This is a genomic window from Neisseria sp. HMSC067H09 (genome assembly GCF_001814135.1).
Classification (GTDB): Bacteria; Pseudomonadota; Gammaproteobacteria; order Burkholderiales; family Neisseriaceae; genus Neisseria.
In genome coordinates, this window is record NZ_KV814894.1 from 186,518 (window position 1) to 203,074 (window position 16,557).

A 16,557-nucleotide genomic window follows, 5' to 3' on the forward strand; every position below is an offset into this window, starting at 1 on the left:
AGGGGATTTTGGGGAATTTTGCAAAGGTCTCAAACCCTGAAAACCTCGTCTGGTAAATGCCGAAGGTACATAAATCACTTGACCGATTACATCGTATTACGTAAAGTATGCGGCATTCTTTTGAATTGGTATTACCAATTTATTTGATAATTACTCTCAGATTAAGGTTCGATATCTCTCCCGCATCCGACATCATTAGAAAAAATTGATAAACAACGCCGATTTAAGGATTCACCATGGCACTATTCCTCAGCATTTTTCCCATCATCCTGCTGATTTGGCTGATGGTTAAGAAAAACAGTATGCCTTCCTACATCGCGCTGCCGATTACCGCCGCGCTGATTTACGCCATCAAGCTGTTTTATTTCAAAGACGATGCTATGCTGCTCAACGCAACCGCAGCGTCCGGCCTGGTTTCCACATTGACACCGATTACCGTGATTTTCGGTGCGATCATGTTCAACCGTATGATGGAAACCACCGGTTGTATCGACATTATCCGCAAATGGCTGGCGACCATCAGCCCGAATCCTGTGGCGCAGCTGATGATTATCGGCTGGTCGTTTGCCTTTATGATTGAGGGTGCATCCGGCTTCGGTACGCCTGCTGCGATTGCCGCCCCGATTCTGATGAGCCTGGGTTTCAACCCGTTGAAAGTAGCAATTTTTACGCTGGTTATGAACTCCGTACCGGTATCTTTCGGCGCGGTCGGTACGCCGACTTGGTTCGGTTTCGCACCGTTGAACCTGAGTGCCGAAAACATCCTTGCCATCGGCAGACAAACCGGCGTGATGCACTTCTTCGCAGGTTTCGTCATTCCCGTCATCGGCTTGAGCTTCATCGTGCCTTGGTCTGAAATCCGTAAAAACTTAGGCTTCATCGGCATCGCCGTCTTCTCTTGTACCATTCCTTATGTCGCATTAGCGATGGTCAACGAAGAATTCCCATCACTCGTTGCCGGCGCAATCGGCCTGATGGTATCCGTATTCGCAGCCAACCACGGCTGGGGCTTAAGCAAAGACCATCCGAAAGACCCGAATGCCGAAAAAGTACCTTTCGCCCAAGTCGCCAAAGCACTTGCCCCTCTGGGTATGCTGATCGGTATGCTGGTCGTTACCCGTATCAAACAGCTCGGCATCAAAGGCCTGCTGACCAGCAAAGAAGAATGGTTCAGCTTCCAACTGCCGTTTGATTTGAGCAAAATCACCGTTAGCGACTCTTTGACCATTACCTTCGGCAATATTTTCGGACAAGGCGTCAATGCGTCATACCAAACTCTCTACGTTCCCGCATGGATTCCGTTTGTCTTTACCGTTTGGATTTGTATCCTGCTTTATAAAACCAAATTCAAAGACGCCTGGGCTTTCTACGCTGCAACGTTCAACCAAACCAAAAAACCGCTGCTTGCCTTGATGGGCGCACTGATTATGGTTCAACTGATGATGGTTGGCGGCGACGACTCCATGGTGAAAATCATCGGTAAAGAGTTTGCCGCGATGGCAGGCGAACACTGGGTTTACTTCTCCCCTTACCTTGGCGCTATCGGTGCATTCTTCTCCGGTTCGAACACCGTATCCAACCTGACATTTGGTCCGATTCAGCAACAAATCGCCCTTGATACCGGCCTGTCCGTGACCCTCATCCTCGCCCTGCAATCCGTCGGCGGCGCAATGGGCAACATGGTCTGCATCAACAACATCATCGCCGTATGTACCGTACTGGACGTAAAAAACGCCGAAGGTGCGATTATCAAGAAAACCGTCATCCCCATGGCGATTTACGGTGTGATTGCTGTCGCCATAGCAATTATTTTCTTCCCTCTAAGGTAAGCACCTTGTAACGCAAGAAGAGGTCGTCTGAAAAAATGTTCAGACGACCTTTTTCTTTTGTCCTTCCGGTACGATGTTTTGTTACAATATTCATAACCATACCGATAAGCACAAGCTGCAATCCAAGGAGAAAACATGAAAACCGCTATTGTCGATTACGGCATGGGCAACCTGCATTCCGTCCTCAAATCCGTACAGGCCGCGCAAGCCTTGTCGGGCAAAGCCGGTGAAGTTTATCTGACCGACCGCCCCGAAGACATCTTCGCTGCCGACAAAATCATTTTCCCCGGTCAGGGTGCGATGCCCGACTGTATGGCTGCATTGAGGCAAAGCGGTTTGGGCGAGGCAGTGGAAGATGGATTGAAAAACAAACCGTTTTTCGGCATCTGCGTCGGCGCGCAATTATTGTTCGAACACAGCGAAGAAGGCGATACCGCCGGACTGGGTTGGTTTAAAGGCAGGGTCAAACGCTTCTCCGCCAATCAAACCGATGAACACGGAGGTCGTCTGAAAGTGCCGCACATGGGCTGGAACACAGTACGCCAAACCCGCCCGCACCCGCTGTTTAAAGACATTGGTCAAGAAACGCGCTTTTACTTTGTACACAGCTACTACTTCGCTCCCGAAGACCCTGAAACCGTCCTTGCTACCAGCGAATATCCGCACGAATTTGCCTGCATCGTCGGCAAAGACAATGTCTTCGCCACCCAGTTCCACACGGAAAAAAGTCACGACGCAGGATTGTTGCTGTTACGCAATTTTTTGGACTGGATAGTTTGAAAAGGCTTGCACTTTGATTTTTATAAATTAATCAGGTCGTCTGAAAAGGATTTTCAAGCAATTTTAATCAGGATTTCGCATCACTGTTATCTTAAATTATTCAAATATGCTAAAACTCGATAATTTGTGTAAAATACACTCCGCATAAGGATAGGACTCCCATGCTGCTGATTCCCGCAATCGATTTAAAAGAAGGCCGCTGCGTGCGCCTGAAACAAGGTTTGATGGAGCAGGCGACGGTGTTTTCCGATTCGCCCGCCGAAACTGCGCTGCATTGGTTCAAACAAGGCGCGCGCCGTTTGCATTTGGTGGACTTAAACGGCGCATTTGCCGGCGTTCCGCAAAATTTTCCCGCCATCAAGGACATCCTCGCTGCCGTTGCCAAAAACATTCCCGTACAGCTGGGCGGCGGGATACGCGACTTGGAAACCATTGAAAAATATTTGGATTTGGGATTGAACGACGTCATTATCGGTACGGCGGCGGTAAAAAATCCCGACTTCGTGCGCGAAGCGTGCAAAACGTTTCCGGGGCAGATTATCGTCGGGTTGGATGCCAAAGACGGCATGGTGGCGATAGACGGCTGGGCGACCGTAACCGAGCATCATGTGATTGATTTGGCGAAACGTTTTGAAGACGACGGCGTCAACAGCATTATTTACACCGACATCGGCCGCGACGGCATGATGAGCGGCGTGAACATCGACGCGACCGTCAAACTGGCGCAAGCCGTCGCCATTCCGGTTATCGCGTCGGGCGGTTTGACCAATTTGGACGACATCCGCGCTTTGTGTGCCGTTGAAAAACACGGCGTGGCGGGCGCGATTACCGGGCGTGCGATTTACGAGGGCAGTATTGATTTTGCCCAAGCGCAACAGTTGGCGGATTCGCTGGCATAATTTGTATTGGCGGAACCCGCCGCACTCGTTTTGGCGAAATTCGTTACACTCATTTTAGCGAAACTCACTGCGTTCGTTTTAGCGAAACTCGCTGCGCTCGTTTTCAGACGACCTTATTTAAAAACAACCATCCAGGTCGTCTGAAATGACCCTATGTTTTCTTACTCACTTGTCCCGCCGTTTTCAAACAATATAGCGGGGCGAAGATACACAATACTCGGTTGAACCTGTTTGCTTTCATTGTTGTCCTGTCTTCACAGGCAGGACAAAAGATGGGTTCGTCCATTTTTCTTCACAATAAAAGGCGGCAGACCGCCGAATATTGTTTGGGACTCACCATCCCACACTCACTAGTTTTATTTACTTTTCAAGGGGTATTTCATGTTTGAAGCATTTATTTTGGGCTTTTGGATTATCTGGTCGTCCGGCCGCAACGTGCGCGCCGTCAGCGAAGGTTTGGGATTTACCATCATCGCCATTCTCGTCCGTCAGCTTTCCGCGTTCGATATGCCGATGATCGACACCTATTGGATGGTGTTTAACGGCGCATTGTGGGCATTTGCCAGCGCAGTGTTTTATATCGTCGGACGCTTCAGCGGTAACTTTATGACTTCCTGCGTATTCGCCGCCATTGCGGGCGTCGGCTATTTCCAACTGCTCCAACACCTGCCCAAATGGGTTCACAACTGGCTGGCGTAACACCTGCCTTGCCGGTATCAATGATTTGAAAGGTCGTCTGAAACGGATTATCCGTTTGGGTGGAATCCGTTGTATAGGTTTTAGCGAAACCCGCTTCGCTCACTTTCAGACGACCTCATTCCTAGGTTTGGAAAGGCATTCAAAATGGCACTGGCAAAACGCATCATCCCCTGTCTCGACGTTAAAGATGGCCGCGTCGTCAAAGGCGTAAACTTTCTCGGTTTGCGCGATGCGGGCAATCCCGTCGATGTCGCCAAACGCTACAACGACGAAGGTGCGGACGAGCTGACCTTCCTCGACATCACCGCCTCCTCCGACAACCGCGACACCATTTTGCACGTCATCGAAGACGTTGCCTCACAGGTTTTCATTCCGCTGACCGTCGGCGGCGGCGTACGCACCGTAGCCGACATCCGCCGCCTGCTCAATGCCGGTGCGGACAAAGCCAGCATCAACACCGCCGCCGTCACCAACCCCGATTTAGTCAACGAAGCCGCCGGATTTTTCGGCTCGCAAGCCATCGTCGTCGCCGTCGATGCCAAAGCCGTCAATCCCGAAAACACCCGCTGGGAAATCTTCACCCACGGCGGGCGCACGCCGACCGGCTTGGACGCAGTCGAATGGGCGGTTGAAATGCAGCGGCGCGGCGCAGGCGAAATCCTGCTCACCAGCATGGACAGGGACGGCACGAAACAAGGCTTCAACCTGCCGCTGACCCGCGCCGTCAGCGAAGCAGTCGACATTCCCGTCATCGCATCCGGCGGCGTCGGCAATGTTCAGCATCTGATTGACGGCATCAAAGAAGGCAAAGCGGATGCCGTGCTTGCCGCCAGTATTTTCCATTTCGGTGAAGTCAGTATCCGCGATGCAAAGCTCGCCATGCGCGAAGCCGGAATCGAAGTGCGGCTGTGAGTTGAACTTGATTGACTCAAGGTCGTCTGAAAACGAGCGCAGCGAGTTTCGCCAAAACGAGCGCAGCGAGTTTCGATAAAATGAGTGAAGCGAGTTTCGCCAATATAAAATAAGGATGCCGAATATGGATAACAGCCTGCTTGAAGCCGTCAAATTCGACGAAAAAGGCTTGGTCTGCGCCATTGCTCAAGATAGGCAGACCCGCCGCGTATTGATGGTCGCATGGATGAACGCCGAGGCGCTGCAAAAAACCGTAGAAACCGGTTTCGCCCACTATTACAGCCGCTCGCGCCAAAAACAATGGATGAAGGGCGAAGAATCAGGGCACACGCAAAAGGTGTACGAATTGCGCCTCGACTGCGACGGCGACTCCATCGTGATGCTGATAGACCAAAACGGCGGCATCGCCTGCCATACGGGACGCGAAAGCTGTTTCTACAAAGTTTGGAAAGACGGCGCATGGCAGACGGTTGATGCCGTGTTGAAAGACGAAGAAGCCATTTATGGGCAGACACATCCTTAGAGGTCGTCTGAAAACGAGCGCAGCGAGTTTCGCCAAAACGAGAGAATCGAGTTTCGCTAAAAATCGGGCGGATGATTGTCTGTTGTCAGAAACAGCGTTACGCGAAGCCAAGCAAACCGATGCCTTATCCGAATAATCCTTATCCTTCAAAGCCGAAAATCCCATGACCGACACCATCCTCTCCCAAATCCAAAACACCATCGATTCCCGCAAAGGCGGCGATCCCGAAGCTTCCTACGTTGCCCAGCTTCTGCACAAAGGCGAAGACAAAATCCTCAAAAAAGTCATCGAAGAAGCGGGCGAAGTCCTGATGGCGTCGAAAGACGGCGGCGGCGAACACCTCGTTTACGAAGTTGCCGACTTATGGTTTCACACTATGGTTCTCTTGGCGCACCACGGTTTGCGCGCCGAAGATGTCGTCAACGAGCTTGCGCGCCGTCAAGGTTTATCAGGCTTGGCGGAAAAAGCCTCTCGCAAAGAGTCTTGAATTTATATTACAATCCGACCTTATTCGTTTTTCTGCCGTCTGTTTGACGAAACGCGCTGCACTCGTTTTAGCGAAACTCGTTGTACTCGTTTTAGCGAAACTCGCTGCGCTCGTTTTCAGACGACCTCGGAGCCATTATGGACAACTGTATTTTCTGTAAAATCGCCGCCAAAGACATTCCGGCGCAAACCGTTTACGAAGACGACGAGATGTTGTGCTTCAAAGACATCCGCCCCGCCGCACCGGTTCATCTGCTGCTGATTCCGAAAGTCCATTTCGACTCGCTGGCACACGCCGCGCCCGAACATCAAACCCTCTTGGGCAAAATGATGTTGAAAGTCCCTCAAATCGCCGAAGCGGCAGGTTTGACCGACGGCTTCAAAACCCTTATCAATACAGGCAAAGGCGGCGGGCAGGAAGTGTTCCACCTGCATATCCACATCATGGGCACGCCTGCGTAAACCAACATTCCCACCATCCATTTTCAACTATATCAAGGATTTATTATGGGTAGCTTCTCTCTGTGGCACTGGATTATCGTATTAATCATCGTTGTTTTGGTTTTCGGTACCAAAAAACTGCGCAACGTCGGTAAAGACCTCGGCGGAGCCGTGCATGACTTCAAACAAGGCCTGAACGAAGGTACCGACGGCAAAGATGCCAAAAAAGACGAAGTCATCGAACACAAAAAAGACGAAGACAAAGCATAATCTATGTTTGATTTCGGTTTGGGCGAGCTGCTTTTAGTCGGCATCGTCGCCCTGATTGTACTCGGCCCCGAGCGTTTGCCCGAAGCCGCCCGCGCCGCCGGACGGCTCATCGGCAAACTGCAACGCCTCGTCAGCAGCGTCAAGCAGGAATTCAACACCCAAGTCGAATTGGAAGAGCTGCGCAAAGCCAAACAGGAATTTGAAGCCGCCGCCGCACAAGTGCGCGACAGCCTCAAAGAAACCGGTACGGATATGCAGGACAACCTGCACGACATTTCCGACGGACTCAAACCTTGGGAACGCCTGCCGGCGCAACGCACGCCTGCCGATTTCGGGTTGGATGAACACGGTAATCCGCTTCCTTCGTTAAGCACGGAAGTTTCAGACGACCCGGCTGTTTCCACGTCGTCTGAAAACGCTCTGCCGCAAGCAGACACTACGACGGATGCTGTCGAAACCGACACGCCTGCAGAATCCGAGCAAGACCGCGCATGGCGCGAATACCTGACCGGCAGCGCCGCTCCGGTTTCCAATGTCGTAGAAGTCAGCTATATCGACACTTCCGCAGACGCGCCCGTGCTGCATATCACTTCCCTCAAAAAACAAGCGATGAACCGCAAGCGCGACCTGCGCCCGAAATTTCATGCCAAACCCAAACTTCGCGTCCGTAAAAAGTGAGTAAACCGGTGTCCGAACCTCAAAACGAACAACCCGTCCAACCTCTTATCGAACACCTTATCGAGCTGCGCCGCCGCCTGATGTGGATTGTCATCGGCATCGTCGTCTGCTTTCTCGGCATGATGCCGTTTGCCCAGCAGCTTTACACCTTTGTTGCCGAACCATTGATGGTGAATCTTCCCAAAGACACCAGCATGATTGCCACCGACGTCATCGCACCGTTTTTCGTGCCGGTGAAAGTAACGCTGATGGCGGCATTCCTCGTTTCCCTGCCGCACACGCTCTACCAAATCTGGGCATTCGTCGCGCCCGCCCTCTACCAAAACGAAAAACGACTGATCACCCCGCTCGTCCTCTCCAGCGTCAGCCTGTTTTTTGTCGGCATGGCGTTTGCCTACTACCTCGTTTTCCCCGTCATCTTTAAATTTCTCGCAGGCATCACCCCCGTCGGTGTCAACATGGCGACCGACATCGACAAATATTTGTCCTTTATTTTGGGTATGTTCGTCGCATTCGGCACGACTTTCGAAGTCCCCGTCGTCGTCGTCCTGCTCGCCAAAATCGGCGTCGTGACCACCGAACAACTCAAAAATGCACGACCCTACGTCATTGTCGGCGCATTTGTCGTTGCCGCCATCATTACCCCGCCGGACGTGATTTCCCAAACCTTGCTTGCCGTCCCGCTTATCTTGCTTTACGAAGCAGGTATCTGGTGCAGCCGCTTTGCCAAACCCAAATCGGACAAAACCGACGAACACCCGCCCCTTCCGCCCGCAGAAACTTAAATCAGCCTGCAATGGAGAGCGTAAATATTAAAAGGTCGTCTGAAACGTTTCAGACGACCTTTACTACGTTTAACGAAGTGCTAAATGACTGCTAATTTTGCCGTGTTTTAATACACTCATCAAAACCCCAATGACACATTTCGAAAGGAAGTCGAACATGAAAAAATTATTATTGACCGCCATCGTCGCTTTATCCGCTGCTGTCGCAGGTGCCAACGATTACATCGAACACCAAATTTACAGCGACAAAAATTTTGAACAAAACCGTACCAAAGCCATCAGAATGCTTGAGCAACGCGGCTATCGCGTTCACGACATCGACGCCGACGACTATCGCGGCAAACCTGTATTGGACGTAGAAGCTTACAAAGGCGGACGCGAATACGACATCAAATTGTCTTACCCCGACTTGAGAATCATCAAAGAGCGTATCGACTACTGATAAACGATGCGTTACAGCTGCCGCAAACTGCCCGTTTTGCGGCAGTTTTTATTGAAGGGGAACTTGGATTGCCGACTTAATCATTACAAACATGATTATCCCAAGAAGTGTAATGTTTTTATCGATAATGTATGACGTTGTGTAAATTCCCCGAATCAGAGGAACTAAAAAACGCTTTTTCCTTTCCATTTAAATTGATTCACTCAAACGGAGGATAAACATGGATTTCCACGATAAAAATAAAAAAGGGCAAGAGCCGCAAAATACGGTTTCTGACTGGGAGAAACCTTTCGAACGACCCGATCCCGATGCGCCGCAGCCTGTTTCCGAAGTTTGGGAAGACTCAGAAGAAGCGTTTGATAAAGCTAAAGAAACCTTAAAAACTGAAGAAGCTGTAAACATTGAAGAAGCTGTGAAAGCTGAAGAAACTTTAAAAGTTGAAGAGGCTGCGGAGTCTGAAACGGCAGACCATCGACAAGACAGCAATGCCGAAGAGGCCGTGATGGATAACATCATCCTTGAAGGCATTGGGACGTCGTCTGAAAAGCCCAAAAAGAAAAAGAAAGACAAAAAAGACAAGGCGAAGAAGAAAAAACAAGCCGCCGATGTGCCGCCTTCCGATCTTTTGGGTACGAACAAAGGCGTGGAAACCATGTTCCGCAACGCCGTTCGTTCGGAGATGGAGCTGCTCGCTCTGGCGGCGACCAAGGCGAACATTATGATTTCGCTCAACGGTTTTATCGTGTCTGCGCTGATGATTTCGGGCGCGTTTATTTTTTCATCGTCGCCCGAATTTCTGATTCCGGCGAGTACGTTTATGATTACCGCCGCCGCATCCATCGTGTTCGCGCTGCTGTCCGCTTCGCCTGAACGTATCGGCAAAATGCAGGCGGCGCGCGCTTGGGTCAAGGATTTCTTCCGCGGACGCGCCAAACTGCGTGATTTGAGAACCCGCCTCAGCAGCACCCAAACGCGCTTTTTCAGCGGTAGCCAACCCAATATCCTGATTTACGAAGACCGTGTGAAGGTGCAAAAAGACCAATATTGGGAAATGATGCAGGAGATTATGGGCGACCGCAAACAAGTCTATCAAAAGATGAGCGATCATCTTTACTGGCTGGGCTTGCTGGCGGACAAACAATTCAAATACATCAACTTGTCTTATGCCGTATTCCGTTGGGGGCTTTTGGCTTCGCTGGCGGCGTTTATCGGCGTGAAGACGCTGCCTTCGCTGCTGACCCAACCTGCCAACAATGCGGCAGAGCTACGCTCTTTGGGTATTAATATGTTCAACGGCGTGTATGAACCATCCGCCGTGCAACAGCTTCCCGACGGCAAACTGCTGATTGCAGAAGACGAACCGAATCACGCGTTCAGCATCGTCAGCATCGATCCGTCCGGCAGATTTATCGAAGACGAGGCCTTGGATACGCGCGTGATCACCGGCTTCAAACGCCGCCTGAGCGACTTGGAGGCCTTGGCACGCGACGACGAAGGCTTTATCTACGCGCTCACTTCACACTCGCGTACCCGCAAAGGCAACCGCTCGCCCGACCGCGAACACCTGATGCGCTTTAAAATCCAAGACGGCAATGTGTTGGGACTGACCAGCTACGACAATCTGACGCAAGTTTTGGAAACCGACCACAAGCTGCACGACCTTATCCGCGAACGCACCAAAGCCGAAGTTTCCTTTGAAGAAATCAATATCGAAGGCATGGCGTTCGACCCTGTGAAGAAACGCCTCGTCTTGGGCTTCCGTGATCCTGAGTTCAACAATATGGCGCTGGTAGCATTCATCAGCAACCCGAAAGACGTATTCGAGCGCAACGCCAAGCCTGAGTTTGACGAAGTCGCCATCCTCGACATCGACGGCGGCGGTATCCGTTCCATCAACTACGACCCGGTGTTGAAAAACTACGTCATCGCCAACGAAGTGAAGGACGAAAACGGGCAGAAATTCTCGCAACTGTGGACTTGGAGCGGCAACCCGACCGACGAACCGCAAAAAATCTCGCTGCCTAACCTGCAACACATCACCAACGTCGAAGCCGTCGATTCGATTACGGTCAACGGCAAGCCGCAGATGATTCTGATGGGCGACGAAGGCAACGCTTCGCAGAAAATTACTGCCAAGTATATGTTGGTGGATTACAGCCAGCTTGGTAAACAGTAGTTTTAAAGCTGATTAAAGGTCGTCTGAAACTGAGGGTTAAGGTTTCAGACGACCTTTTATATTTGTGGCTTTGGGTTGTCGGTTGGAGGAGGAATGATTGCCGTTTGTCCTATGCTTTTTAATTTTTTTAGCAAGATTTTTTGTTAACTCATGAAGAAAAATTCGATTTAAGTCAAAAAAAATAACTGCATTTTTCTCTTTCTGTTGTTTTTTGGCCAATATTAAATTGAAGGCAAAAGTTGAGGAGGAGGTAATAAGGGGGGATTAAAACAAAAATAAATTTCAAACATTTATGCTTATTGAGTTGATATTTTTTGTGAGATTTTTGAGGGTGAATTCTACTAAATAGATATTTACGGAATAAATTGTTACTAATTGTTAAATATTCCTGGTGATTTGCCGATTATCCTGATATTATACCGTTCATCATAAATATACCGATTATCTTCGATAAGAGCCATTTATCGAGGAAGTGTTTCCGGATTTATCTGGTTTTTTGTGGAGTCACATCATGACGACTGTTGCTATCGATATTCAACCTCAATTCCGCTTTACCTGCATGGCAGTCAATGCCAACCATTTCCTGCATCAGCCGGAAAATATGGTTAAAGAATTAAACCGCCAAGCATCTATTGCAGATAAGCGTATTTTGGTTGAGAACGTCAATATCGATCCGGAGAGTATTTGCGCCGCAGTTGTTAAACGCAACGGAATTATATTTGCGCGGGAAGGTGGCTATTTCAGCCAGTGTGCAGGCGGTTGCCGTGGTGCAAATTTGCTGGATGGTTTGCCGGCATCTGCTGATTATAACCATGTAATCGAATTAGGCGGGGAGAATGGTTTTGGTGCATGTTTCCATGATGATAACGAAGCCCGCAGCACCGGTTTGATTGAATGGCTTTATGCAGAAAAAGCAGATACTGTCATTATCGGCGGTTTGGCAACGGAAGAAGCAATCAGCCGTACCGCCGAACAATTATTGTGGTACAACGACAGCCTGCACATTATCGTCAATCTTGCCGCATGCCATGGCTATGCACCTGAAAGTACCATTCAGGCTGTCTATAAAATGCGTAAATCCGGTATCTCTGTTGTCAGCAACGCCGAAGAGATTCCCGAACAAATGCTCCGTTATGCTAACGAAGCTTGGTTTAAAGTGTCGTAACCTCTTGCTATCACTCCCAGCTGCAAGAGTTTTTCAGGTCGCTTTTAGCGGCCTGTTTTTTTGAATTATATGGTATGCATGAGAAAAGGTCGTCTGAAAGTGTAATTTTTGTTTTCAGGCGACTTGAGGCAAGGTATTTATGGATAAAATATACGGCGATAAAAGCCAAGCGGTCCTTGTCTCTATAGTATTTTATGATACAATATGCCTCTTCTCTTGAGGGTCTGTAGCTCAGGGGTTAGAGCAGGGGACTCATAATCCCTTGGTCGTGGGTTCGAACCCCACCGGACCCACCAATTACCGAAGCCCGGACAAATGTCCGGGCTTTTTCTTTTGTGCTTTTTATCATGGTAGTGTTCGTTTGAAATAAAATATCAAAATTGCCTATTTTTTGTATTTATGTTTATCTAAAAAACAAAATCTCAGATTTTTTATTCAAAATTGTCTTTTTAAGCGCACCTTATGTGCGAAATTTTGAAGCAGGCCATTATGGTTGTGCTATATGCAGTTACGCTTTGTTACAATGCGGTCTCTTCACATTTCTTAATACAATAATCATGAATCATTCGGTTTCTTGGTCGTCCAAACTTGGTTTTGTGCTTGCTGCGGCAGGTTCGGCAATCGGCTTGGGTGCAATTTGGAAATTCCCGTACACCGCGGGGACAAACGGTGGGGCGGTGTTTTTCCTGCTGTTTTTGCTTTTTACGATTTTGGTGGCATTACCTGTGCAGCTTGCCGAGTTTTATATCGGCAGGACGGGCGGTAAAAATGCCATCGATTCTTTCAAGACCCTGCGCCCGGGTTCGCAATGGCCGTGGGTGGGGCGTATGGGGGTGGCAGCCTGCTTTATCTTGCTGTCTTTTTACAGTGTCGTCGGTGGCTGGGTGTTGAACTACGTTGTCCATAGCTTTACCGGAGAAATCCATGCGGGTGCGGATTTTGAGGCATTATTCGGTGCGACCATTTCCAGTCCTGCAGGGTCGTTGTTTTATCAAGGGCTGTTTATGCTGATTACCATTTGGGTGGTTCAAGGCGGTGTGTCCGACGGGATTGAAAAAGCAAACCGTTACCTGATGCCGGGCCTGTTCATCCTGTTTATTGTTTTGGCTGTCCGTTCACTGACGCTGCCCGGGGCGATGGAAGGAGTATCTTTCCTGCTGAAACCCGACTGGTCGCATTTGAAGCCGCAAACCATGCTTACGGCTTTGGGTCAGGCATTTTTTGCGTTAAGTATCGGCGTGTCTGCGATGATTACTTATGCGTCTTATTTGGGTAAAGACCAAGATATGTTCCGTTCGGGCAATATCATTATGTGGATGAACCTTTTGGTTTCTCTGCTGGCTGGGCTGGTTATTTTTCCGGCGGTATTTGCTTTCGGCTTCGAACCGAGCCAGGGGCCGGGTTTGATCTTCGTTGTTTTGCCTGCCGTGTTCATGAAAATGCCGTTGGGGCAGATTTTGTTTGCCGTCTTTATGCTGTTGGTGGTGTTTGCGACGCTGACTTCGGCGTTTTCGATGTTGGAAACCGTCATTGCCGCTACGATTCGTCAGGATGAGGGTAAACGCAGCCGCCATACTTGGCTGATTGGTACGGCAATTTTTATTGTCGGTATTCCCTCTGCTTTGTCTTTCGGTGTTTGGAGTGAGTTTAAAATCTTCGGAAAAACCGTTTTCGATTTGTGGGACTACCTGATTTCGGCGGTCATTATGCCGATTGGCGCATTGAGCGTTGCAGTGTTCACTGCGTGGGTTCAGGATAGGGAGTCCGTATTGGCGGATGCGGGTTCAGGCAGTAGCGTACCGAAAACCATTATCCGTCTTTGGTTGATGGTGTTGCGCTATGTTGCACCTTTGGCGATTGTCGTCGTATTTGTCAATTCCCTAGGCTTGATTTAAAAACTGTCCCAAAATGGCAAAGGTCGTCTGAAAATCTTGATTCGAGGTTTTCAGACGACCTTTTGACTTTTAAGTTTTGTTGTATTCGGGAGAGCCTGCCTTTTTTGCCAAATACAATGTTCAGGCTAGGGTTTCGATGCGGTTGTCGGGCATGACCAGCCAGACTTTTGCCTGTTTGGCGCGCGCGGCGGTACGGATGGCGGCTTCGTCCATGATGGAGAACGCGGTGGAGAGGGCATCGGCAACGGCGGCGGTCGGCGCCATGACGCTGACGCTGCGGTAGCGCGGTGTGGCAGTGCCGGTGCGCGGGTCGAAGAGGTGGGTGAACTTGCCGGCTTCGTCCATCACGGTACCGTAGCCGCCTGAGGTGGCGAAGGCTTGGTTTTGCATGGGGATGGTCAGGAGAGTGGCTTCTTCGTTTTGGGGATTGCGGATGCCGACGTTCCATGTGCGTTGGTTGTCGGTGTCGAAGCCGCGGATTTCGCCCATATCGACGAGGGCTTGGCGGATGCCGTGTTGTTGCAGCAGGGCGGTGACTTTGTCGGTGATGTAGCCTTGGGCAATGCCGTTGAGGGATAAGCCCATGCCTTTTTGTTCGAAGATGATGGCTTTTTGGTCGAAGACGACGTGTTTGAGACCGACGAGTTTGAGAGTGCGCCGGATGTCAGGTTCGGACGGCGGGGTTTCGGCACGCGGGTTGCGGCGGAAATGGTCTGCATAAAGGTTCCACAGCACTTGGACGGTGGGGTCGAACGCGCCGTCTGTCAGGGCGTGGATGTCGCGGCAAATGCTCAACAGGGCGAGGAAATCGGGCGGCGGGTTGTTCAGACGACCTTCTTTGTTCAGTCGGTTGATCAGGCTGTCTTCGCGGTAGAGGCTGAAGATTTTTTCGAGGCGGGCAACTTCTGCGAGGACTTTGTTGACGAGGATTTCGGCTTCTTTGCGGTCAACGCCGAAGAGGCGGAGCTCGGCGCCGGAACCCAGCGCGATGCCTTTCCAAATGACGGGCTCGCCGATAGTTGGTAACGGGGCAGGGCGGTTGCGGTTCAGGAGGAAGGGCGCGGCTGCTCCGGCGGCAGTCAGGGCAGCGATAGCGAAAAAACGGCGGCGGGTTAGCGGGGTGTTCATGGGTTGGGATGGGTCGTCTGAAAAAGGGGCGGGGTATTGGGGGCTGCGTGAAATCGGTTTATCTGGGTTTGCGTTTGAGTGGGAAGGCTTTTTAGGAGCGCCGTCATTTCCACACAGGATTTTTATGGTTACGGAAAGGGCGGCGGGCGACGGCTGAGGCTTGATTTGCGCTGCGGCAGAACTTGTTTTCCCGCCATTAAGCCTGCCTTCACGCTTTGGCACCAAGCATCAACCGCCCCATCAGTCGCCCATTGCCGCCAGTAGCTCTGCCTGATGTTCGGCAATCAGAGCGTTGGTGATTTCTTCCAAGTCGCCGTCCATAACAAAATCCAGCTTGTGCAGGGTAAGGTTGATGCGGTGGTCGGTCACGCGGCCTTGGGGGTAGTTGTAGGTGCGGATGCGTTCGCTACGGTCGCCGCTGCCGATGAGGGATTTGCGTTCGGCGGCTTCTTTGGCTTGGGCTTCGCGTTTTTGCGCGTCGTTCAGGCGGGCGGCGAGGACTTTCATCGCCTGCGCTTTGTTGGAGTGTTGGCTGCGGCCGTCTTGGCATTCGACCACCATGCCGGTGGGCAGGTGGGTGATGCGGACGGCGGAGTCGGTTTTGTTGATGTGCTGACCACCCGCGCCGGATGCGCGGAAGGTGTCGATGCGCAGGTCGGCGGGGTTCAACTCGATGTCTTCGAGTTCGTCCGCTTCCGGCATGACGGCGACGGTGCAGGCGGAAGTGTGGATACGGCCTTGGCTTTCGGTGGCGGGAACGCGTTGCACGCGGTGGCCGCCCGATTCGAATTTCAGACGACTGTATGCACCCAAACCGACAATGCGGGCGATGACTTCTTTATAGCCGCCCAGTTCGCTTTCGTTGGCGGAAACGATTTCGACCTGCCAGCGGTTGCGTTCGGCGTAGCGGCTGTACATGCGCAGCAAATCGCCTGCAAACAGCGCGGCTTCGTCGCCGCCCGTTCCGGCACGCACTTCGATGAAGATATTTTTGTCGTCGTCGGCATCTTTGGGTAGCAGCAGTTTTTGCAGTTCGGTATCGAGCGTGTCGATTTTGGCTTTTGCCGCTTCGATTTCTTCGGCGGCAAAGTCTTTCATTTCGGGGTCGGACAGCATTTCTTCGGCATCCGCCAAGTCGCTTTGAGCCAACTGATAGTTTTGGAATACTTCGACCACGGGCGTCAATTCGGCGTGTTCGCGCGTGAGCTTGCGGTAGTTGTCCATGTCGGACGTGGCTTCGGGCTGTCCGAGGAGGTGGGTGACTTCTTCCAGTCGGTCGCTGAGTTGTTGTAGTTTTTCTAAGATAGACGGCTTCATAATTCTTCCATAACAAATGCCGCCGGGAGTCGTCCGCGACGGCGCGAGGAAGCGATATTATAATGGGTTTGGTTGGAAATTCAAAAGGATATGACTGGAAAGGTCGTCTGAAAAGTTTTCAGACGACCTTTT

17 protein-coding genes and 1 tRNA gene are annotated in these 16,557 nt (G+C 50.9%); 16 read left to right on the plus strand and 2 right to left on the minus strand.

What is annotated here, in order from left to right; translation table 11 throughout:
- The first annotated feature begins 236 nt into the window (after positions 1-236).
- The 16 genes from HMPREF2954_RS04715 (at position 237) to HMPREF2954_RS04790 (ending at position 13,980) form a co-directional block, all read left to right on the plus strand.
- Positions 237-1,829, plus strand: a complete 1,593-nt coding sequence (locus HMPREF2954_RS04715; protein WP_003776691.1) for an L-lactate permease — start codon at positions 237-239, stop codon at positions 1,827-1,829.
- A gap of 135 nt (positions 1,830-1,964) precedes the next feature.
- Positions 1,965-2,609, plus strand: a complete 645-nt coding sequence (gene hisH / locus HMPREF2954_RS04720) for an imidazole glycerol phosphate synthase subunit HisH (protein ID WP_045074873.1) — start codon at positions 1,965-1,967, stop codon at positions 2,607-2,609.
- A 161-nt stretch (positions 2,610-2,770) separates the two neighbouring features.
- Complete coding sequence (gene hisA / locus HMPREF2954_RS04725; protein WP_003769070.1) at positions 2,771-3,508, plus strand: 1-(5-phosphoribosyl)-5-[(5-phosphoribosylamino)methylideneamino]imidazole-4-carboxamide isomerase; 738 nt, start codon at positions 2,771-2,773, stop codon at positions 3,506-3,508.
- Between the two features lie 381 nt (positions 3,509-3,889).
- Positions 3,890-4,207, plus strand: a complete 318-nt coding sequence (locus HMPREF2954_RS04730; RefSeq protein ID WP_003740874.1) for a hypothetical protein — start codon at positions 3,890-3,892, stop codon at positions 4,205-4,207.
- Positions 4,208-4,351: 144 nt separating this feature from the next.
- Complete coding sequence (gene hisF / locus HMPREF2954_RS04735; protein ID WP_003776869.1) at positions 4,352-5,119, plus strand: imidazole glycerol phosphate synthase subunit HisF; 768 nt, start codon at positions 4,352-4,354, stop codon at positions 5,117-5,119.
- Between the two features lie 124 nt (positions 5,120-5,243).
- The gene (hisI, locus tag HMPREF2954_RS04740; RefSeq protein ID WP_045074870.1) at positions 5,244-5,642 is read left to right on the plus strand and encodes a phosphoribosyl-AMP cyclohydrolase; all 399 of its coding nucleotides are present in this window, start codon (positions 5,244-5,246) and stop codon (positions 5,640-5,642) included.
- A 163-nt stretch (positions 5,643-5,805) separates the two neighbouring features.
- Positions 5,806-6,129: a phosphoribosyl-ATP diphosphatase gene (locus tag HMPREF2954_RS04745; RefSeq protein ID WP_016687644.1), complete on the plus strand. Its 324-nt coding sequence runs from the start codon at positions 5,806-5,808 to the stop codon at positions 6,127-6,129.
- A gap of 137 nt (positions 6,130-6,266) precedes the next feature.
- On the plus strand, positions 6,267-6,590 hold the full coding sequence (locus HMPREF2954_RS04750; RefSeq protein ID WP_003740880.1) for a histidine triad nucleotide-binding protein: 324 nt from the start codon (positions 6,267-6,269) through the stop codon (positions 6,588-6,590).
- Positions 6,591-6,635: 45 nt separating this feature from the next.
- Complete coding sequence (tatA, locus tag HMPREF2954_RS04755) at positions 6,636-6,839, plus strand: Sec-independent protein translocase subunit TatA (RefSeq protein ID WP_003679438.1); 204 nt, start codon at positions 6,636-6,638, stop codon at positions 6,837-6,839.
- 3 nt (positions 6,840-6,842) lie between these two features.
- Positions 6,843-7,517 (plus strand): Sec-independent protein translocase protein TatB, encoded by a 675-nt coding sequence (gene tatB, locus HMPREF2954_RS04760; protein WP_045074866.1) that lies wholly within the window; start codon positions 6,843-6,845, stop codon positions 7,515-7,517.
- Between the two features lie 8 nt (positions 7,518-7,525).
- Positions 7,526-8,302, plus strand: coding sequence for a twin-arginine translocase subunit TatC (tatC, locus tag HMPREF2954_RS04765; protein WP_039406895.1), 777 nt, complete (start codon positions 7,526-7,528; stop codon positions 8,300-8,302).
- 157 nt (positions 8,303-8,459) lie between these two features.
- A complete protein-coding gene (locus HMPREF2954_RS04770; protein ID WP_045074862.1) occupies positions 8,460-8,744 on the plus strand; it encodes a PepSY domain-containing protein in 285 nt (94 codons plus the stop codon).
- Between the two features lie 220 nt (positions 8,745-8,964).
- A complete protein-coding gene (locus tag HMPREF2954_RS04775; RefSeq protein WP_045074861.1) occupies positions 8,965-10,920 on the plus strand; it encodes a Pycsar system effector family protein in 1,956 nt (651 codons plus the stop codon).
- A gap of 511 nt (positions 10,921-11,431) precedes the next feature.
- Positions 11,432-12,085, plus strand: coding sequence for a cysteine hydrolase family protein (locus HMPREF2954_RS04780; protein WP_045074859.1), 654 nt, complete (start codon positions 11,432-11,434; stop codon positions 12,083-12,085).
- Positions 12,086-12,305: 220 nt separating this feature from the next.
- A tRNA-Ile gene (locus tag HMPREF2954_RS04785) sits at positions 12,306-12,381 on the plus strand.
- 261 nt (positions 12,382-12,642) lie between these two features.
- Positions 12,643-13,980 (plus strand): sodium-dependent transporter, encoded by a 1,338-nt coding sequence (locus tag HMPREF2954_RS04790; RefSeq protein WP_083313605.1) that lies wholly within the window; start codon positions 12,643-12,645, stop codon positions 13,978-13,980.
- A 120-nt stretch (positions 13,981-14,100) separates the two neighbouring features.
- On the opposite strand, the gene HMPREF2954_RS04795 is transcribed toward HMPREF2954_RS04790, so the two are convergent.
- Together HMPREF2954_RS04795 and prfA are read right to left on the minus strand one after the other, a co-directional pair.
- Positions 14,101-15,108, minus strand: a complete 1,008-nt coding sequence (locus tag HMPREF2954_RS04795) for an FAD:protein FMN transferase (RefSeq protein ID WP_070689026.1) — start codon at positions 15,106-15,108, stop codon at positions 14,101-14,103.
- 240 nt (positions 15,109-15,348) lie between these two features.
- Positions 15,349-16,425 (minus strand): peptide chain release factor 1, encoded by a 1,077-nt coding sequence (prfA, locus tag HMPREF2954_RS04800; protein ID WP_045074855.1) that lies wholly within the window; start codon positions 16,423-16,425, stop codon positions 15,349-15,351.
- Positions 16,426-16,557: the final 132 nt, after the last annotated feature.